Consider the following 18,356-nt stretch of genomic DNA (forward strand, 5'->3'; position numbering starts at 1 on the left):
GATTTTTTTAATTGGAGGGCAAGGTCATAGTGGAAAGACCTTGCTTGTTCAAAGACTTCTTGAAAAATTGTCCTTTTAGAGTAGATGAGGATGAAAAAATAACTGATTTTTTATTTCCTATTGTAGATGGTATGATTCAAACTTGTATAGAAAATAAACAAAATTTAATCATTGAAGGAATTTATTTTACTCCAAAAAAGTTACAAAAATTTCAAAATTATTCTGATATTAAAATACTTTTTATTCTTTTTTCAAAAAAATATATTTTGCAAAATTATGAATTAATCTATTAAAATGAAAATGTCATAGAAAAGCGTTTATTTAGTGAAAAAGAAGAAATAAACACTCTTATTTTAAATCATCAAAAATTTAAAGCTCAATGTGAAAATTTAAATCCTCCTTTTATAGAAATTCAAAAAGACTATAAAATAGAATTAAAAAATGTAATAGAATTTTTTGCTTAAAAGCAAGCAAATAGTTATATAATATCTAAAAAATTTATAAGGATTAAAATGCATTTTACTCAGCAGCAATTGCAACGATTAATGCTTCATTATGCAGGGAAAATCGCTAAAGATAGAAAAGAGCAAAAAATAAAATTAAATTATAATGAAGCTTTAGCTTATATATGTTATGAATTAATGGAACTTGCAAGAAAAAATTTAAGTGTGAGTGAATTGATGAGCATAGGGAAAACTTTACTTACAAGTGAAGATGTGATTGATGGTGTTGCAAGTATGCTTGAAGAAATTCAAATAGAACTTCCTTTTGAAGATGGCACAAAATTAGTTACTATACATGAGCCTATAGCAAATGATGATAAAATAAAAGCTGGAGAGATATTTTTATCATCAGAATTTATTGTGCTTAATGAAAATAAAACTTCTATAGAAATTAAAGTAAGCAATAAAGGTGATCGTCCTATACAAGTTGGTTCGCATTTTCATTTCTTTGAAGTTAATCGCTTTTTGTCTTTTGATAGAGAAAAAGCTTATGGTAAAAGGTTAAATATCGCTTCAGGAACAAGTGTGAGATTTGAACCAGGTGAAGAAAAAACAGTAAGTTTAATAGAATTTGGTGGTTTAAAAAAAGTTTTAGGTTTTAATAATCTTTGTGATGATTTTATCAATGATGAAAATAAAACTAAAGCTTTATCAAAAGCAAAAGAGAAAGGATTTCTTTGATTAAGATTAGCAAAAAAGACTATGTGAATATGTATGGTCCAACAACTAATGATAGAGTAAGATTAGCAGATACAGATTTGATTTTAAGAGTAGAAAAAGATTATACTTTATATGGCGAAGAAGTTAAATTTGGTGGTGGTAAAAATATTAGAGATGGTATGGCTCAAAGTGTAAGTGAGGGAGAATTTCCGGATTTAGTTTTAACTAATGCTTTGATTGTTGATTATACCGGTATTTATAAAGCAGATATTGGGATAAAAAATGGCTATATAGTAGGTATAGGAAAAGCAGGCAATCCTGATATACAAGATGGAGTTGATCCTAGCTTAGTTATAGGCACAAGTACAGATATTATCGGTGCAGAAGGTTTAATAGTAACTGCAGGTGGTATTGATACTCATATACATTTTATCTCCCCAACTCAAATTGAATGTGCCTTATATAGTGGTGTTACTACTATGATAGGAGGTGGCATAGGACCAAGTGAGGGAACAAATGCTACAACTTGCACAAGTGGGGCTTATCATATACATTCTATGTTAAAAGCTACGCAAAATTACCCTATGAATTTTGGCTTTTTAGGTAAAGGAAATTCAAGTAATAAAAATGCTTTAAAAGAGCAAATCATAGCCGGTGCATGCGGCTTAAAAATTCATGAAGATTGGGGTGCTACTTCTAGTGTGATTGATGCTAGTTTAAATATAGCTGATGAAATGGATATACAAGTAGCTATCCATACAGATACTTTAAATGAAGCAGGTTTTGTAGAAGATACGATTAAAGCTATTAATGGTAGAGTTATTCATACTTTTCACACTGAAGGTGCAGGTGGTGGCCATGCTCCTGATATTATTAAAATGGCAGGTTTTGAAAATGTTTTACCTGCAAGTACTAATCCTACTATGCCTTTTACTAAAAATACCATTGATGAACATTTAGATATGCTTATGGTTTGTCATCATTTAGATAATAAAATCAAAGAAGATGTTGAATTTGCAGATAGTAGAATTCGTCCTGAAACTATAGCAGCAGAAGATAAACTTCATGATATGGGTGTTTTTAGCATTATGAGTAGTGATTCTCAAGCTATGGGACGCGTAGGTGAGGTGATTTTAAGAACATGGCAAAGTGCTGATAAATGTAAAAAAGAATTTGGTGCTTTGAAAGAAGATAATGATTTAGATGATAATTTTCGTATTAAACGCTATATAGCAAAATATACTATAAATCCTGCTATTGCACATGGGATTGATAGTTATGTTGGTTCTATTGAAGTAGGAAAATTTGCTGATTTAGTACTTTGGCAACCTAAATTTTTTGGAGTAAAACCAAAGCTTATTTTAAAAGGTGGCTTGATAGTAGGTGCAAAAATAGGCGATGCTAATGCTTCTATCCCAACACCTGAGCCTATTATCTATGAAAAAATGTTTGGTGCAAATTTAAATGAAAATGCTTTACATTTTGTTTCTAAAGCTTCTTTAGATGCTAATATACCTGAAAAATTAAGTTTAAAAAGAAAATGTGTTGCAGTAAAAAATTGTAGAAATATTACTAAAAAAGACTTGAAATTTAATGATAAAGTTCAAGATATAGAAGTAAATCCACAAACTTATGAAGTAAAAATAAATGGTGAGCTTATTAGCTCTAAGAGCGTTGATTCTTTAGCTTTAGCTAGAAAATATTTTATGATTTAATGATTTTACTTCAAAATAAAATAACGCATTATGATTTAAACAAAGAATGCGATTTTTTAGAGCTTAGTTGGTTTGATACTTTTAAAAAGATATTAAGAACAACGACTTTAAAAGGACTAGATGTCGCTATAAAAATGCCTAATAATAAAGGTTTAAATCATAATGATTGTTTATATGATGAGGATTTTTTGATTTTAGTGAAAATCAAACCTGAAAAGGTTTTAAAAATTCACATAGAAAATGAATACAACCTTGCTTTAATAAGTTATCAAGTGGGCAATATGCACTTAAATTTATTTTATAAAGATCATAAACTTCTTACTTTAGAGCAAAACTCTATCATAAGGTTTTTAGAAAAATTTAATATAAAATACGAAAAATGTGAGGAAATTTTAGAGCCAAAATATATGCTTGATATGCCAAGTTTTATCCAAGTTGATCCAAATTTTAAACTTATTAAAGAATAAAGATGAATAAATTAAATTTTTTACTTTTACAAATTAGTGATTCTTCTTTTCCTATAGGAGCTTTTTCACATTCTTTTGGTTTAGAATCTTATGTGAATTTTGCTTATATAAAAAATATAGAAGATGCTAAAAAAGTTTTAAAAACTCAGCTTTATTCTAATATTTTGTATTTTGAACTTTTAGCTTTGAAAATAGCTTATGAAAATGCAAATGATGTAAAAAATTTACTAGTCTTTCAAAGAAAATTTTTATCAAGTATAGTTGCAAAAGAACAAAGTCAAGCTTATGTTTTTCTAGCTAAACGCTTTGTAAAAAATGTCAGTCTTTATGGATTATCAAATCCTTTATTAAATCAATACATTAAAGGAAATCAAACTCCTATTTATCCTTTTGTATATGCTTTATTTTGTAAAGATAATGAGCTTGATTTTATGTATGAAAGTTTTTTGTTTGCTTTAATGAGTAATTTTGTTAATATTCTTGTAAAAATCGTGCCTTTATCACAAAATGAAGGACAGATTTTACTTTTTCAATTACAGCAAGATTTTCAAAAGGTTCTTTCTAAATTACAAAATTTAACTTTAAAAGATTGGTGTGAAAATCACAATATCTTAAATGATTATTTGGGTATAAAACACCAAAATTTAGCATTTAAAATTTATATTTCTTAAAAGGGTTATAATGGTTAAAATAGGCATAGGTGGTCCTGTAGGTAGTGGTAAAACAGCTTTAGTATTAAATTTATGTCAAACTTTAAAAGATGAGCTTTCTTTGGCTGTAATTACGAATGATATTTATACAAATGAAGATGCAAATTTTTTAATCGAACAAGGCGTTCTTGAAAAAGAAAGAATCATTGGAGTGCAAACTGGAGGTTGTCCTCATACAGCCATTAGAGAAGATGCTTCTTGTAATCTTGAAGCTGTTGAACTTTTACAAGAGCGTTTTAGTGATTTAGATCTTATTTTTATAGAAAGTGGTGGAGATAATTTATCAATGACTTTTTCACCTGAACTTGTGGATTTTTTTATCTTTGTTATAGATGTTGCTCAAGGAGAAAAAATTCCACGCAAAGGTGGTCCTGCTATTTGTAGATCTGATTTAATGATTATCAATAAAATAGACTTAGCTCCTTATGTGAATGCTTCTTTAAAAATCATGCAAGAAGATACTTTAAAAATGCGTGGAGATAGACCTTTTATCATGAGTAATCTTCAAACTAAAGAAGGTTTAGATGAAATCATTACTTGGATTAAAAAATACACACTTTTAAAGGATTGATTTGTTTGCTCAAAAGAGTGTTTTTAAACTTACATTAGATACTATCAATGAAAAAACTATCATAAAAAATTCTTTTTTTACTCCTCCTTTTAAACTTATGAGGAATTTTTATGATAAAAAATTAACTAGTATATATGTTTTAAACTCTAGTGCTGGAATTTTTAAAGAGGATCATTTAAGTTTTGAAATCATATGTAAGAAAAGTACAAACACCGCTATACTCACACAAAGTTATGAAAAGGTATATGATACTAAAGATTCTTTTGCGAGTAAAAATATTGATTTTACTCTTGAAGAAAATGCAAGCTTTTTTTATATGCCAAAGCCACTTTTGCTTCAAGAAAATGCAAATTTTATACAAAATACAAAGATTAATCTAGCTTCTTTTTCAAGATTAGTTTATGTTGATTTTGTCATTTTTGGTAGAGTGGCTATGGATGAAAAATTTGTTTTTAAAAATTATGAGAGTTTAACTCAAATTTATAGAAATGATACTTTAATTTTAAATGATAAAATTAAAATCAATCCTTCTTATATGAAAGAAAATGATTTAAATTTTTTTGCAAATCATACGCATTATTTGAGTATTTATCTTTTTGGATATGATGAGTTTTATGAAGAATTAAAAGCTTCATTTGACGATATAAATCAACTTTTTTATGAGGGTTTGTGTATAAAAATTCTTAGTAATGAAAGTGAAAAATTACTTTCACTTCAAGATAAGCTTTTTAAATTTTGTCAAAATAAAATATAAAATATTGTGGTATTATAAAGTTTTAAAAACAAACTAAGGATTATAAATGCGATATGGTGAAAAAGAAATCAAAGAATTTAGTGTAGAAAATATGGAAGTTTGGCCAAATGATGCTAAAAATGATTATGTGATTAAAATCACTTTACCTGAATTTATGTGTTGTTGTCCGCGTAGTGGGTATCCTGATTTTGCTACAATTTACTTAGAATACATTCCAAATAAATTAGTAGTAGAACTTAAAGCGATCAAACTTTATATTAATACCTTTATGTATAGAAATGTTTCACATGAAGCAAGTATTAATGAAATTTATAATACTTTAAAAGAAAAACTTGATCCAAAATGGATAAAAGTAGTAGGCGATTTTAATCCTCGTGGTAATGTGCATACTGTGATTGAATGTAGATCTGACTTAGTAGTGCCACAAAATTAAGTTTTTATTAAAAATAAAAGGATATATTAAGTCTTATTTTAAGGAGGAAAATATGAAATTAAAATTATTTAGTTTAGTTGCAAGTGTTGCTTTGGTTTCAAATTTAGCTTTAGCTGATGAAAATTCAGGAATATTATTAGGTATTGATGCAGGATGGTTTCATACTAAGGTAAAATCTGATCTTGATCATACTAAAAATAATAAAAAATTTAATGGTGATTTAGAAGGTAATGTTCCTGTTTTTGGTTTAAGAGTTGGTTATCGTTTTAGTGAAAACCATAGAATTTATGGTGCTTATAATTATTCAAGCGAATTTAGTGATGTAATCAATACCACAAGATTAAAAATTGATGGAGAATTTACTACACATAAGTTTTTGCTTGGTTATGATTTTACTCCAAAAATCTTTGAAAAAACAAGAGCTGTTTTAGGTGTATATGGTGGCTATGCAAGAACGGATATTACTTTAAAAACAAGCTTTTTATCATTATCTCAAGATTTTGATGGTTATACTTATGGAGCAAAAATCGGTGCTTTATATGAGTTAAATCAAGCAAATGAAATTGAGTTTGGTTTTAAAGCCGAGCAAACTCATTATAATACAAGAAATTTCTACCAAAGCAAGGTAGGTTCAAACTTTTACGATCCTAAACAAACAAATTATGGTTTATATCTAGGATATACTTATAAATTCTAAGGAGAATATATGCCAAAAGATGCAAATGGAACTGAGCTTAATGCAGGTGATAGTGTAAGTGTTGTGAAAGATTTGAAAGTAAAAGGTGCAAGCACTACTTTAAAGCGTGGCACGACTATAAAAAATATTAAGCTTACAAACAAAGACACTGAAATTGAAGCTAAGGTAGATAAATTTGGTGTGATTGTTTTAAAAACTGAATTTCTTAAAAAAATATAAGTAAAAATTCCCAATTAATCTTGGGAATTTTCTTCTTGATAAACACAATGTTTAAAAATAAATTGATGTTCCTCAGGCAAGTTTTCAAATAAGGCATTTGCGAGTTGTCTTATCTCCCAAAGGGCTGATTTTGAGCTTCTTAGAGTGATAAAATTTTGCAAACTTCTTGCATTAATTGTTAAAGTTAATTCTGTTTTATAGCTTTCTGGTAAGCAGTATTTTGCTATGTCTAAACTAATGCTATTTTGCAAAATCAAACGCAGATTTTCTAAAGCTTTGATGCTTGCATTATCCACTACTTCATTTCCGGTTAATACTAAGTATCTTTTAGCATTTTCAAAGTCATTTTCTTTAAATTCGCTTTCATTTCTTAGTTCTTTTAAAGTATATCTTGTGCTTTTTACACTAGGACTAGTGTGGCGGTGTCTTGCAACTTCTTGTAAGCATGCTCTTGAAATACCTTGTATATAAAAAGTATAGTTTAAATGCTCTAAGGTTGAAGCATGTTTGAATTTATTTCCCACTCGATCGATTAATTCTTTGTCTTTCTCACCACCACAATCACCTTTGTCAAAACTTTGCCAACATGTTCTTGTTGCATGAGAGCATACAGAAAGTGGAGTATGATTTAATAATGTGATTTTCATCGAAAATTTCCTTCAAAAATAATTGAATTTTACACAAATGTTTATAAAAATAAAATTTTTTATTCGTTATAATTTCAAAAAAAGAAATTAAGGTTATTTTATGAAATTAAAACAAACTAAGTATATTTTTGTAACCGGTGGTGTTTTAAGCTCATTAGGAAAAGGTATAGCAGCAGCTTCTATAGCTACGATTTTAAAAAATTCAGGTTTAAAAGTAAGTATTTTAAAAGCAGATCCTTATATTAATGTAGATCCTGGCACGATGAGTCCTTTGGAGCATGGGGAAGTTTTTGTAACTGAAGATGGAGCTGAGACAGATTTAGACTTAGGACATTATGAGAGATTTTTAAATGAGAATTTAACTCAGGATAATAACTTTACCACAGGAAGAGTTTATCAAAGTGTTATAGAAAAAGAAAGAAGAGGAGATTACTTAGGAAAAACTATACAAGTAATCCCTCATATAGTTGATGAGATAAAAGATCGTATTAAAAAGGCTGGAGTTGATAAAGATATTTTAATTGTTGAAATAGGTGGCACGGTAGGAGATATAGAAGGCTTACCATTTTTAGAAGCTATTAGAGCTTTAAAACTTGAAGTGGGTAAATACAATGCTATTAATATTCACTTGACTTTAGTGCCATTTATCAAAGCAGCAGGAGAACTTAAAACAAAACCAACTCAACATAGTGTGGGAGAATTACGCCGTATAGGTATAAGCCCTGATATGATCATTTGCAGAAGTGAAAAATCTTTAGATAGAGAGTTGAAAGACAAAATAGCAATTTCATGTGGGGTTGAAAAAAACTGTGTTATAGAAAGTGTGGACGCAGCTAGTATTTATCAAATTCCACTAAATTTTTTAAAACAAGATATTTTAAATTCTATTGCAAGTTTATTAGATCTTCAAAATTTAAAGCCAAATATGAACGAATGGGATTCTTTAGTAAAAAGAGTCATCGCTCCAAGTAATGAACTTAGCATTGCTTTTGTAGGAAAGTATGTAGATTTAAAAGAAAGCTATAAAAGCTTAACAGAGGCCATTATCCATGCAGGCGCAGCACTTGATGCAAGAGTAAATTTAAAATGGATCGATAGTGAAAAATTAGAAAATGCAAATGTCGAAGAAAGCTTTAAAGATGTAAATGGGATTTTAGTAGCAGGTGGTTTTGGCTACCGTGGAGTAGAAGGAAAAATCAAAGCCATACAATATGCAAGAGAAAATAAAATTCCATTTTTAGGAATTTGTTTGGGTATGCAGCTTTCTTTAGTGGAATTTGCACGCAATGTTTTAAAACTAGAAGATGCAAATTCTCATGAATTCAATCCAAATTGTAAAAATCCTATCATCTTTTTGATTGATGAATTTATTGACGCAAGTGGAGAAAAGCAAATTAGAACAAGTAAAACTCCACTCGGTGGAACTATGCGTCTTGGAGCTTATGAGTGTCATATCAAGCCAAATACACTTTTAAGTAAGGTTTATGATAATCAAAAAAGCGTAAAAGAACGCCACCGCCACCGCTATGAAGCTAATCCAAAATATAAAGAAATGTTTGAAAAAAATGGGCTTATTATAAGCGGAGAAAATGAAGGTTTAGTTGAGGCTGTAGAGCTTAAAGATCATCCATTTTTCTTAGCAGTGCAGTTTCACCCTGAATTTACTTCACGCTTAGTTAGGGTTAATCCGGCTATTTTTTCTTTTATCAAGGCATCTTTAACAAATCATGCTAAATAAAGCCAAAATAAAAGAAATTTTACACCAGCGTTTTATCAATGATACACATGTAAAGCTTTGTGATTTACCTATGCCATCTTGTTTAAAAGATGTCTATAAGGGTGCTTTACGTATTAAAGAAGCGATTGAAAAAAATCAAAAGCTTGCTATTGTTGGAGATTATGATGTAGATGGGGTGATTTCTTGTGTGATTTTATCTGAATTTTTTGATGATATCGGATATGACTATGTGGTAAAAATTCCAAATCGTTTTAAAGATGGATATGGTCTAAATGAAGAAATCATCAATGAACTTAATGGGGTAGATTTAATCATCACTGTAGATAATGGTATAGCAGCTTTTGATGCAGCAGAGCTTTGTTTGCAAAAAGGAATTGATTTAATTATTACCGATCATCATATGCCTCCAGCTACTTTACCAAAAGCTTATGCGATTATTAATCCTAAACAACAAGATTGTGAATTTCCTGATATTGAAATTTGTGGTGCTCAAGTGGCTTGGTATTTAGTTGCTGCTATAAAAGAAGTATGTAAGATTAATTATAATATGTGTAAATTTATAGAGCTTTTATCTATCGCAATTATCGCAGATATGATGGAGCTTAGAGATTTAAATAGAGCCTTAGTTAGAAAGGGCATAGAGTGTATTAATGATTCAAAACGAGTTGCATTTAAAGCTATCAAGCAGTATTTTGGTAAGGATAAATTTGAGCTTGATAATATTAGTTTTTTAATTGCACCTTTGATTAATAGTGCAGGTAGAATGGATGATGCGATTATTTCTTATAAATTTTTGCATTCTAAAAATATTAATGAGGTTATGGGTTATTTAGAACAAATCATTACTTATAATAATAGCCGTAAAGATGAAGAGCGCGAGCTTTTTAAACAATGTTTAGAACAAGTTGATGAAAATGATCCTGTGATTATTGTCAATGGCCAAAATTGGCATGAGGGTGTTTTGGGTATAGTTGCAAGTCGTTTAGCAAAGCATTTTAACAAGCCTGCCTTTGTTTTTTCAGAATGTGAGCAAAAGGCTAAAGCTAGCGTTAGAAGCGTGGGTAGGATAGATATTTTAAATGTTATAGAACAAGCTAAAGAATTTGTTTTAAGCTATGGTGGACATAAAGGTGCAGCTGGAGTTTTAGTCGAGCTTGAAAAATTTGGTATTTTTAAAAATAAGCTTTATGAAATTTGTCAAAATATCCCTAAAGATGATTTTTACAATACTGATGAGGTTTTAGGTAGTATTGATCCAAATGAAGTTGATTTTGAACTTTTAGAGATATTGGAATTTTTTGAACCTTTTGGGCATAAAAACCCAAGACCATATTTTAAATTTGATAAGCTTTTTGTAAAAAACAAAAAAAGACTTGGTAAAGATGAAAATCATATAAAACTTATTTTAACACAAGGAAATAAGACTTTAGAAGCTTTATTTTTTAACTTTGATTATGAGCCAGAAATTGGTGAAAATATTGATTTTATAGCTAGTATTTCTAAAAATAATTTTAGAGGATTAATCACCCCTCAACTTACTATAAAAGAAATTCTTAGATAATTTATTAACTTATTTGCATAATTTTTATTTATAAATTTGCTATAGCATAAGTACTATAAAGGAGTAAAATGTTAAAAAGGATTTTATTATTAGCAATATTTTTTAATTTTACTTTTGCTTTTGATACAAAAATTTTTATAGGTGATACTTATATACCTGAAAATTTTTATAAATATGATAAAGATTTTAAAATCGCGGCTAGAAAGTATAACATACCCATGGCATTACTTAAAGCCATAGCTTTGACAGAGAATGCAGCTTATGAACATAATATCATTGGTAGAAATAAAAATCAAACAAGAGATTATGGTTTAATGCAAATTAATAGCATTCATTTAAAGCGTTATGGTGTTAGCGAAAAAGAGATTGTAAAAGTTAGTGCAAATATAGACATAGCAGCAAGATTACTTTATGAAATTATACAACGATACGGGTTTAATTGGAATGCTATTGGAAGATATCATTCAGCAAATGATAAATATAAAAATATTTGGCTTGATAAAGTAATGAAAAATTTAGTTGCTATAGTTTTAAAAGATAGTAAAGATCTTTTTGTAATGGAAAAATTTAGAGCTTTTAAATTAGTTTCGCTTTTGATAAATGTTGATAAAGAACAATATAGAATTTTATTAGCAAGCAATAATTAAAACAAGAATTATAAATTTTCTTGTTTTAAAGCCTCTGCTTGATAATAAGCGATTAATGGCTCGATGATTTCATCAAAAAGTCCACCTTCTAAAATCGCATCAAGTCTATATAAAGTAAGATTTATTCTATGATCACTAATTCTATTTTGAGGGAAATTATAAGTGCGTATGCGTTCGCTTCTATCACCACTTCCAACTTGTGATTTTCTTGCTTGGCTTTCTTTAGCTAAGCGTTCTTGTTCTTGCATTTCAAAAAGTCTTGCCTTTAAGACTTTCATGGCACTTTCTTTGTTTTTATGTTGGCTTTTACCATCTTGATTTACTACAACTATACCTGTTGGAATGTGAGTGATTCTTACAGCACTATCTGTGGTATTTACGCTTTGACCACCATGACCGCTACTACGCATTACATCGATTTTTAAATCATTTGGATTGATTTGAATTTCAACATCATCAACTTCAGGCATAATAGCCACTGTAATAGCTGAAGTATGAACTCTACCTTGAGATTCTGTTTCAGGTACTCTTTGAACCCTATGCGTGCCACCTTCGTATTTTAGCCTTGAATAAGCTCCATTTCCTTTGATAAGAATGATGATTTCTTTAAATCCACCTACGCTACCTTCACTTGAACTTACAATTTCATATTTGTAATCACGATTTTCAGCATAGCGTATATAAGCTTTTACTAAATCTCCAACAAATAAAGAAGCTTCATCACCACCTGTACCTGCACGAATTTCTAAAAAGATATTCTTATCATCGTTTGGATCTTTAGGTAATAAAAGAATTTTTAATTTTTCTTCAAGTTGTGGCTTTAAAACTTCGAGATTTTTAAGTTCTTCTTTTGCAAGTTCACCTAGTTCAGGATCAGATAAAAGAAGTTTATTTTCTTCTATATCATCTAAGGTTTTGAGATATTCTTTTGCTTTTTCTACTATGGGTTCTAAATTTTTTTGCTCTTTAGATAGAGCTGTCATTTTAGAAATATCATTAGAGATATTAACATCACTAAGAAGAGTATTTAACTCATCAAAGCGTGCTAAAAAAGGTTTGAGTTTATCAGCTAACATTAATTATGCTAATTTGTTTACCAATAATGCTAATCTGCTAACACGGCGTGATGCAGTTTGTTTTTTCAAAAATCCGCGACTTACCATAGCGTGAATGCTTTTATTAGCTACTTTTAATGCATTTTGTGCAGCTTCTTTATCGTTATTTGCCGCTGCTTCACGAACCGCTTTTGTAATGTTTTTTAATCTTGTTCTATAAAATCTATTTCTTTCAGTTCTTTTGATAGTTTGTCTTGCTCTTTTTTCAGCAGATTTATGGTTTGCCATAATTTTCCTTTTTTATATAAATTAAATTGCTAATTATACAAAATTAAAATTAAATTTTAATTAATTTAAGTATTTTTAAAGTATTAATTTTAATACCTAATATCATTTATTTTTAAAAAATCGCGCAGTTTTTCATACTCGCCATTTTCCAAATAACGATATTTGCCAGCTTTTAACATACCAAGATCTAATGCTCCAAATGCCACTCTTTTAAGATCCATCACTTCTAAATCAAAATGTCCAAAAAAGCGTCTTAACTCTCTATTTTTACCTTCATTAATGATTACTTTTAGTTTCGTATAGCCTCCGCTTGAACCAAAAATTTCAAAGCCTAAAAATGGAGCAAAACTCATTGAGGTTATTTTAGTTTTGGCGTGAGCCCCTTTTTTTTCATTTTGAATTTCTAAGCCATTTTGCATAGCTTCGATGACATTTTTATCTATATTACCTTTTACTTTTAAGTAATATTCTCTTTCTAAATCACTATGCATAAGTGCATCTGCTATTACAGGTGAATCAGTTAGTAAAAGTAATCCCTCGCTTGCAAAGTCAAGTCTTCCTACGCTAAGCCAAGTGCTAAATTGTTTTGGTAAAGTATGATAGATGGTTTTTCTGCCTCTATCATCTTTTTTGCTAACTATTTCGCCTTTTTGTTTGTGATAAATGATGACTGAAAATTGTGTTTTTTTATGGAGTTTTTTACCATTGATAAAAACTTTATCCTCAGCATTTACACTATCATTTAGCAAAGCTGTTTTTTTATTGATTTTTACTAAGCCTTGCTTGATTAGCTCATCAGCCTCACGGCGAGAATATTTGCTATTGTGTGAGATGAATTTATTAATTCTCATAATTTTACTTTACATCACAAAAATAGTTGGTACTATGGTTGGATATTTTTTGATTTTTCTAAAAATATGCTTTCTTAGTACTTGTCTAATTTGAGCTTCTAAAACTTTTGGATTATCTAAAATTTCATCTTTTACATTTGGGAAAAATTGACTTAAAACATCACTCATTTCTTTTGAGAATGCTCCATCTTGTTTATCAGCTACCAAACCATAACTAAATACTCTTGGTTTATTAATTAGTGTTTTACTTGCTTTATCAAGCTGGGCGATGATGACAACTATACCGCTATCTGCTAGTTTTTGTCTATCAATTACCACATCATCTGCGATTTGTTTGTTGATTTGATTATCTACAAAGACTTTTCCTGTTTTAACTGTTTTTACGCGTTTGATGTATTTTTGGCAAAGCTCTACTTGATCTCCATCACTCATTAAGTAGATATTTCTTTCAGGTATACCACATTTTAGAGCAGTTTCTTTATGTTTATTGATATGATTATACTCTCCATGCACTGGTAAGAAAAATTTAGGTTTTACTAAAGTTAGCATGAGTTTTTGTTCTTCTATACTAGCATGTCCGCTTACATGAATTTCACTAAATTCTTGATAAGCTACTTTAGCTCCTGCTTTTAAAAGAAAATCAAGCACAGCAGAAACATTTGCTTCATTACCTGGTATTGCTTTAGCTGAAATGATAACTTGATCGCTAGGTTTGATTTTGATAAATTTATGCTCATCAGTTGCCATTCTATATAAAGCACTCATAGTCTCGCCTTGACTTCCTGTGGTAACAATTAGCACTTCATTATCTTTATATTTGCTTACTTCATCAGCGTCAATGAAAATTTTTCTATCAAGCTTGATATAGCCAAGTTCCATAGTAGTATAGAGATTTCTTTCCATAGAACGCCCTATAACGCACACTTTTCTGCCATATTTTAAACCATAACTAATAGCTTGATATACACGGTGGATATTAGAGCTAAAGGTGCTCATGATTACCCTGCCTTTAGTTTTGGCAAAAATTTGATCAAAAGTAGGTCCTACAGAGCTTTCGCTTTTTGTATAGCCTTCTTTATATGAGTTTGTACTATCACTTAAAAGACAAAGCACACCTTCTTCGCCATATTGAGCTAAACGACTTAAATCCGTTGGATAACCATCAATTGGTGTTTGATCTATTTTAAAATCGCCAGTGTGTATGATGGTTCCTGCTTTAGTTTTAATAGCCAAAGCACAAGCATCGATGATAGAGTGGGTTATGTGAATCCATTCTAAATTAAACTCGCCTATTTCATAAATTTGTCTTTTTGTTATAGGTCTAAACCATTTACGCTCAGCCTTTAAACCATGTTCTTCAAATTTATTTGAAATCATACCTAGTGCTAAAGGTGTTGCGTAGATAGGAAATTGAAATTCTTTGAAAAAATACGGTACAGCACCGATATGATCTTCATGAGCATGAGTGATGATGATAGCGCGAATTTTGTTTTTAATCTTTCTTACATAGTCAAAATCAGGTATGATAATATCTACTCCATGCATGGTTCCATCTGGAAAACTCATACCTATATCAATTATAATCGCATCATTATTAGTTTCAAAAACAGTGATATTTCCACCGATTTCCCCAAGCCCACCCAAAGGTGTAATACGAATTTTATGTTCGCTTGAGTTGTTGTGTTTTAAAGGGTGAAGTCTTAGCTCGTGCATGATTTTATTAGCTTCTATGCTTTTAGCAAGTTCTATTTGCCATTCTTCATTACCGCTTAATTTAGATGGTAAATTTCTATTTTTTTTCTTTTTCTTTTTTTCTTCGCTAGCTTCAGTTTGAGCATTTTCTACTTTTGTTTCATTTTTAATTTCACTATTTTGCTCTTGATTTTGTGAATCTTTTTTTCTTTTGTTTCTAAATTTATTAAATCTTTTAGTTTTATTTTGTTCTTGAGTTTTGTTTTCTTCGCTCATAGTCATCCTTTAAATAGTCATAAATTTTAAGGTATGAATCAACGCTAATTTCATGAGCTCTTGAGGTAGAAGAGATGTTTAGTGCTTCAAATGCTTTTAGAATTTTTTCTTTTTTATTTTTAAAATTAGATAAGAGTTGTTTTCTAGGATTTTGAAAACAAGCTCTAAGAAATTCTTTAAAAGCTTCTATATTTTCACATTTTTGCTGATAATGAGTAGTTTTTATTAACTTCATTACAGCTGAAGTAACTTTTGGTGGAGGATTAAAGCTTTGTGGTTGTATATCAAAAAGCATTTGTCTTTGGCATATTAATGCACAAAGCACCCCTAAGGCCGAAAAATTACTTTCTTTTTCATTCGCACAAAATTTCTGTGCCACTTCTTTTTGCACCATTACTATAAGCCCAAGGCAATTTTGATCTTCTAGGGCTTTTAAAATCAAATTTGTAGCAATATAATATGGTAAATTTGCTACTAAAAAGTACTCTTTATCGCTTAAACTTCCTTGATCAAAAGCATCACTTGCATTTTGATGAATAAGCTCAAAATTTCCACCTTCAATCTCATTTTGAAATTTTTTATTTAAAATAGGAATCAAATCTTTATCAATCTCATAAGCTCTAATATGAGCTTGTGGAATTTTCAAAAGTTCTTGCGTTAAATCACCTAAGCCAGGCCCAATCTCAACTATATTTTTAGTATCTTTGGGTATGGCTTGGATGATTTTATCTACCACGCTTTTATCACATAAAAAATTTTGCCCAAAATGTTTTTTTGCTTTTATCATAAATTTATTTTATCTAAAAAATATTAATTATAGCATTATTTTAAGCGCTAATTAGATAAAATTTGAATTATTTTTTATAAAGGTTAATTTTTGAAAAATCTTATAGTGTGTGCAGGAGGAAATGAGGATTTTAAATTTGCACAAAGTATAGGTGTAGGCTTAGTTAATTCTGCTTTTTCTCTAGGTAAAATTTTAAGTCAAGTAAAAGTAGATAGAGTGATTTTTATAGGTACATGTGGAATTTACCAAGAAGGAAAAATTTTAGACATTTATGAAAGTTCTAATGCTGCAAATTTAGAATACGCAGATTTATTTGATAGTTTTTATACACCTATAGCAAATGAGATTAGATTAAATGTTTCACATGAAACTATGATTAATTCTTCAAATTATATTTGCAAAGATGAAAATATTGCTCAAGAATTTTTTAAAAAAGGCGTCCATATAGAAAATATGGAGGCATACACTGTGCTTTCTTGTGCAAAAATGCAAGGAATAGAAGGAATTTGTTATTTATGTGCTACAAATTTTTGTAATGAATTTGCACATGAGGATTTTTTAAAAAATCATCAAGAAGCAAAAGAATTATTAAAAGATTTTTTGTTAGATAAGAAACTTATATAGGAAAAAAATTGAGTGAATTAAAAAATATATTAGATTTTACTAAAGAAGAATTAGAAAATTTAGTCCAGCCAAAATTTAGAGCAAAGCAAATTTTTGAATGGTTATATAAAAAATATGCAGACGATTTTTTACAAATGTCATCTTTGCCAAAAGACTTTAGAGTGTATTTACAAGAAAATTTTCATTTTTCACCTTTAAAATGTGTGAAAGATGAAAAAAGCAAAGATGGTAGTATAAAATATCTTTTTGAGCTTTTAGATGGTAAAAAAATAGAAGCTGTTTTGCTACCTATGAAAGAAGAGCTTGTAGATGAAAATGGAAAAATCATCAAACATGCAAGATATACTATTTGTGTTTCCTCTCAAGTGGGGTGTAAAAGTGGGTGCAGTTTTTGTCTGACTGCTAAAGGCGGTTTGAAAAGAAATTTGACTGCAGGAGAAATAGTAGGACAAATTTTATGGATTAAAAAACATAACAACATACCTTATGAAAGAAGGGTTAATATAGTCTATATGGGTATGGGAGAGCCTTTGGATAATCTTAAAAATGTTTCTAAGGCAGTTAAAATTTTAGCTGATAATGATGCTTTAGCGATAAGCCCTAGAAGACAAACTATAAGCACAAGTGGTTTAGCAAAGCAAATTAAAGAGCTTGGAGAAATGAATTTAGGTGTGCTTTTGGCTATTTCGCTCCATGCTGTAAATGATGAACTTAGAAGTGAATTAATGCCTATTAATAAAGCTTATAATATAGCAAGCATTATGGAAGCGGTGAGAAATTTTCCTATAGATCAGCGTAAAAGAGTAATGTTTGAATACCTTTTAATCGATGGTATAAATGATAAAATAGAACATGCAAAAGAACTAGTCAAGCTCTTAAATGGTATAAAAGCCAAAGTGAATTTAATACTTTTTAATCCACACGAAGGAAGTTTATATAAAAGACCAAGTGTTGAAAATGCGGTTAAATTTCAAGATTATTTAAGTGCAAAAGGTGTTACTTGTACGATAAGAGAAAGCAAGGGACTTGATATTTCAGCTGCATGCGGGCAGCTTAAAGAAAGGCAGAGTAAACAATGACTTTTTTAGATATAGTCCAACTTATTTTTATAAGCATAGTGGTAATCATAGGACTTGGTGGAATTATTTATGTATTAAAAAATGAAGGAAAAAATAATGATAGATAAAAAACAATTGTTAGAAAACCAATTATTCAAAATAGATATATAAGGCCAAATATTTCTTGGTATTTTTCTCATTTAAATGGTAAAAGAGGAATTGCTAGAATTTTTAAAGTTCCTTATGCTGCTTTGATGAAAAAATTTTATTTGAAAAAATACTTCGAAAAGAGGGTTTTAGAAGGTAAGGTGGATATTCCTTATTTAGAATTAGTTTTAACTACAAGATGTACTTTGCGTTGTGAATCATGTAATAATTTGATGTAGTATTTTTTACCATCAAA

The 18,356-nt window shown here is 29.3% G+C and carries 23 protein-coding genes; 17 read left to right on the top strand and 6 right to left on the bottom strand.

Annotated elements, in window-relative coordinates:
• The first annotated feature begins 29 nt into the window (after nucleotides 1–29).
• The 10 genes from L8X38_RS04320 to L8X38_RS04365 all read left to right on the top strand — a co-directional run bounded on the left by L8X38_RS04320 (nucleotide 30) and on the right by L8X38_RS04365 (nucleotide 6,729).
• A complete protein-coding gene (locus L8X38_RS04320; RefSeq protein WP_220566953.1) occupies nucleotides 30–293 on the top strand; it encodes a hypothetical protein in 264 nt (87 codons plus the stop codon).
• Between the two features lie 219 nt (nucleotides 294–512).
• On the top strand, nucleotides 513–1,184 hold the full coding sequence (ureB, locus tag L8X38_RS04325; RefSeq protein WP_133319084.1) for an urease subunit beta: 672 nt from the start codon (nucleotides 513–515) through the stop codon (nucleotides 1,182–1,184).
• On the top strand, nucleotides 1,181–2,878 hold the full coding sequence (gene ureC / locus L8X38_RS04330) for an urease subunit alpha (protein ID WP_263661391.1): 1,698 nt from the start codon (nucleotides 1,181–1,183) through the stop codon (nucleotides 2,876–2,878). Before ureB ends, ureC begins: the two co-directional genes overlap by 4 nt.
• Nucleotides 2,878–3,345 (top strand): hypothetical protein, encoded by a 468-nt coding sequence (locus tag L8X38_RS04335; protein ID WP_263661392.1) that lies wholly within the window; start codon nucleotides 2,878–2,880, stop codon nucleotides 3,343–3,345. Before ureC ends, L8X38_RS04335 begins: the two co-directional genes overlap by 1 nt.
• Before the next feature lie 2 nt (nucleotides 3,346–3,347).
• Complete coding sequence (locus L8X38_RS04340) at nucleotides 3,348–4,016, top strand: urease accessory protein UreF (protein WP_263661393.1); 669 nt, start codon at nucleotides 3,348–3,350, stop codon at nucleotides 4,014–4,016.
• A 10-nt stretch (nucleotides 4,017–4,026) separates the two neighbouring features.
• Complete coding sequence (gene ureG, locus L8X38_RS04345) at nucleotides 4,027–4,626, top strand: urease accessory protein UreG (RefSeq protein WP_263661394.1); 600 nt, start codon at nucleotides 4,027–4,029, stop codon at nucleotides 4,624–4,626.
• 1 nt (nucleotide 4,627) lies between these two features.
• Nucleotides 4,628–5,380, top strand: coding sequence for an urease accessory protein UreD (locus L8X38_RS04350; RefSeq protein WP_263661395.1), 753 nt, complete (start codon nucleotides 4,628–4,630; stop codon nucleotides 5,378–5,380).
• Between the two features lie 46 nt (nucleotides 5,381–5,426).
• On the top strand, nucleotides 5,427–5,813 hold the full coding sequence (queF, locus tag L8X38_RS04355) for a preQ(1) synthase (protein WP_039617048.1): 387 nt from the start codon (nucleotides 5,427–5,429) through the stop codon (nucleotides 5,811–5,813).
• 52 nt (nucleotides 5,814–5,865) lie between these two features.
• A complete protein-coding gene (locus tag L8X38_RS04360; RefSeq protein ID WP_263661396.1) occupies nucleotides 5,866–6,510 on the top strand; it encodes a porin family protein in 645 nt (214 codons plus the stop codon).
• Between the two features lie 9 nt (nucleotides 6,511–6,519).
• Entirely contained in the window at nucleotides 6,520–6,729 is a 210-nt protein-coding gene (locus tag L8X38_RS04365; RefSeq protein WP_039617052.1) for an alkylphosphonate utilization protein, read from the top strand.
• Nucleotides 6,730–6,743: 14 nt separating this feature from the next.
• On the opposite strand, the gene thyX is transcribed toward L8X38_RS04365, so the two are convergent.
• Nucleotides 6,744–7,376: an FAD-dependent thymidylate synthase gene (thyX, locus tag L8X38_RS04370; protein WP_039617054.1), complete on the bottom strand. Its 633-nt coding sequence runs from the start codon at nucleotides 7,374–7,376 to the stop codon at nucleotides 6,744–6,746.
• A 100-nt stretch (nucleotides 7,377–7,476) separates the two neighbouring features.
• Here thyX and L8X38_RS04375 point away from each other — a divergent pair, with 100 nt between their 5' ends.
• The 3 genes from L8X38_RS04375 (at nucleotide 7,477) to L8X38_RS04385 (ending at nucleotide 11,322) form a co-directional block, all read left to right on the top strand.
• Nucleotides 7,477–9,114, top strand: coding sequence for a CTP synthase (locus L8X38_RS04375; RefSeq protein WP_263661397.1), 1,638 nt, complete (start codon nucleotides 7,477–7,479; stop codon nucleotides 9,112–9,114).
• Complete coding sequence (gene recJ / locus L8X38_RS04380) at nucleotides 9,104–10,675, top strand: single-stranded-DNA-specific exonuclease RecJ (protein ID WP_263659219.1); 1,572 nt, start codon at nucleotides 9,104–9,106, stop codon at nucleotides 10,673–10,675. The genes L8X38_RS04375 and recJ overlap by 11 nt, the downstream gene beginning before the upstream one ends.
• Before the next feature lie 68 nt (nucleotides 10,676–10,743).
• Entirely contained in the window at nucleotides 10,744–11,322 is a 579-nt protein-coding gene (locus L8X38_RS04385) for a lytic transglycosylase domain-containing protein (protein WP_220566962.1), read from the top strand.
• Between the two features lie 8 nt (nucleotides 11,323–11,330).
• On the opposite strand, the gene prfA is transcribed toward L8X38_RS04385, so the two are convergent.
• From prfA to rsmA, 5 genes are all read right to left on the bottom strand, one after another.
• Nucleotides 11,331–12,398, bottom strand: a complete 1,068-nt coding sequence (gene prfA / locus L8X38_RS04390; protein WP_133319093.1) for a peptide chain release factor 1 — start codon at nucleotides 12,396–12,398, stop codon at nucleotides 11,331–11,333.
• 3 nt (nucleotides 12,399–12,401) lie between these two features.
• The gene (rpsT, locus tag L8X38_RS04395) at nucleotides 12,402–12,665 is read right to left on the bottom strand and encodes a 30S ribosomal protein S20 (RefSeq protein ID WP_039617063.1); all 264 of its coding nucleotides are present in this window, start codon (nucleotides 12,663–12,665) and stop codon (nucleotides 12,402–12,404) included.
• 89 nt (nucleotides 12,666–12,754) lie between these two features.
• A complete protein-coding gene (locus L8X38_RS04400) occupies nucleotides 12,755–13,516 on the bottom strand; it encodes a pseudouridine synthase (protein WP_263659218.1) in 762 nt (253 codons plus the stop codon).
• A gap of 9 nt (nucleotides 13,517–13,525) precedes the next feature.
• Nucleotides 13,526–15,484 (bottom strand): ribonuclease J, encoded by a 1,959-nt coding sequence (locus L8X38_RS04405; protein WP_263661398.1) that lies wholly within the window; start codon nucleotides 15,482–15,484, stop codon nucleotides 13,526–13,528.
• On the bottom strand, nucleotides 15,450–16,271 hold the full coding sequence (gene rsmA, locus L8X38_RS04410) for a 16S rRNA (adenine(1518)-N(6)/adenine(1519)-N(6))-dimethyltransferase RsmA (RefSeq protein ID WP_263661399.1): 822 nt from the start codon (nucleotides 16,269–16,271) through the stop codon (nucleotides 15,450–15,452). Before rsmA ends, L8X38_RS04405 begins: the two co-directional genes overlap by 35 nt.
• Before the next feature lie 90 nt (nucleotides 16,272–16,361).
• Between rsmA and L8X38_RS04415 the strand changes: the two genes are divergently transcribed.
• The 4 genes from L8X38_RS04415 (at nucleotide 16,362) to L8X38_RS04430 (ending at nucleotide 18,339) form a co-directional block, all read left to right on the top strand.
• Complete coding sequence (locus L8X38_RS04415; RefSeq protein ID WP_263661400.1) at nucleotides 16,362–16,895, top strand: purine-nucleoside phosphorylase; 534 nt, start codon at nucleotides 16,362–16,364, stop codon at nucleotides 16,893–16,895.
• 8 nt (nucleotides 16,896–16,903) lie between these two features.
• On the top strand, nucleotides 16,904–17,974 hold the full coding sequence (gene rlmN, locus L8X38_RS04420; RefSeq protein ID WP_263661401.1) for a 23S rRNA (adenine(2503)-C(2))-methyltransferase RlmN: 1,071 nt from the start codon (nucleotides 16,904–16,906) through the stop codon (nucleotides 17,972–17,974).
• Nucleotides 17,971–18,081 (top strand): hypothetical protein, encoded by a 111-nt coding sequence (locus tag L8X38_RS04425; RefSeq protein ID WP_263659213.1) that lies wholly within the window; start codon nucleotides 17,971–17,973, stop codon nucleotides 18,079–18,081. Before rlmN ends, L8X38_RS04425 begins: the two co-directional genes overlap by 4 nt.
• Nucleotides 18,082–18,207: 126 nt before the next feature.
• Nucleotides 18,208–18,339 carry a hypothetical protein gene (locus L8X38_RS04430; RefSeq protein WP_263661402.1) on the top strand — a complete coding sequence of 44 codons (132 nt, stop codon included), beginning with the start codon at nucleotides 18,208–18,210 and terminating at the stop codon, nucleotides 18,337–18,339.
• Nucleotides 18,340–18,356 lie beyond the last annotated feature (17 nt).

The sequence above is a fragment of the Campylobacter sp. CNRCH_2014_2452 genome, from assembly GCF_025772865.1.
Classification (GTDB): Bacteria; Campylobacterota; Campylobacteria; order Campylobacterales; family Campylobacteraceae; genus Campylobacter_D; species Campylobacter_D lari_D.

Excerpts from the sequence above, each read along its gene's own strand:
- L8X38_RS04360 (WP_263661396.1), top strand. The coding sequence starts at position 5,866 with ATGAAATTAAAATTATTTAGTTTAGTTGCAAGTGTTGCTTTGGTTTCA.
- L8X38_RS04430 (WP_263661402.1), top strand. The coding sequence starts at position 18,208 with ATGAAAAAATTTTATTTGAAAAAATACTTCGAAAAGAGGGTTTTAGAA.
- L8X38_RS04375 (WP_263661397.1), top strand. The coding sequence starts at position 7,477 with ATGAAATTAAAACAAACTAAGTATATTTTTGTAACCGGTGGTGTTTTA.
- rsmA (WP_263661399.1), bottom strand. The coding sequence starts at position 16,271 with ATGATAAAAGCAAAAAAACATTTTGGGCAAAATTTTTTATGTGATAAA.
- L8X38_RS04340 (WP_263661393.1), top strand. The coding sequence starts at position 3,348 with ATGAATAAATTAAATTTTTTACTTTTACAAATTAGTGATTCTTCTTTT.
- L8X38_RS04425 (WP_263659213.1), top strand. The coding sequence starts at position 17,971 with ATGACTTTTTTAGATATAGTCCAACTTATTTTTATAAGCATAGTGGTA.
- L8X38_RS04405 (WP_263661398.1), bottom strand. The coding sequence starts at position 15,484 with ATGAGCGAAGAAAACAAAACTCAAGAACAAAATAAAACTAAAAGATTT.
- L8X38_RS04335 (WP_263661392.1), top strand. The coding sequence starts at position 2,878 with ATGATTTTACTTCAAAATAAAATAACGCATTATGATTTAAACAAAGAA.
- queF (WP_039617048.1), top strand. The coding sequence starts at position 5,427 with ATGCGATATGGTGAAAAAGAAATCAAAGAATTTAGTGTAGAAAATATG.
- recJ (WP_263659219.1), top strand. The coding sequence starts at position 9,104 with ATGCTAAATAAAGCCAAAATAAAAGAAATTTTACACCAGCGTTTTATC.
- L8X38_RS04400 (WP_263659218.1), bottom strand. The coding sequence starts at position 13,516 with ATGAGAATTAATAAATTCATCTCACACAATAGCAAATATTCTCGCCGT.
- L8X38_RS04385 (WP_220566962.1), top strand. The coding sequence starts at position 10,744 with ATGTTAAAAAGGATTTTATTATTAGCAATATTTTTTAATTTTACTTTT.
- L8X38_RS04365 (WP_039617052.1), top strand. The coding sequence starts at position 6,520 with ATGCCAAAAGATGCAAATGGAACTGAGCTTAATGCAGGTGATAGTGTA.
- thyX (WP_039617054.1), bottom strand. The coding sequence starts at position 7,376 with ATGAAAATCACATTATTAAATCATACTCCACTTTCTGTATGCTCTCAT.
- ureB (WP_133319084.1), top strand. The coding sequence starts at position 513 with ATGCATTTTACTCAGCAGCAATTGCAACGATTAATGCTTCATTATGCA.
- rpsT (WP_039617063.1), bottom strand. The coding sequence starts at position 12,665 with ATGGCAAACCATAAATCTGCTGAAAAAAGAGCAAGACAAACTATCAAA.
- prfA (WP_133319093.1), bottom strand. The coding sequence starts at position 12,398 with ATGTTAGCTGATAAACTCAAACCTTTTTTAGCACGCTTTGATGAGTTA.
- ureG (WP_263661394.1), top strand. The coding sequence starts at position 4,027 with ATGGTTAAAATAGGCATAGGTGGTCCTGTAGGTAGTGGTAAAACAGCT.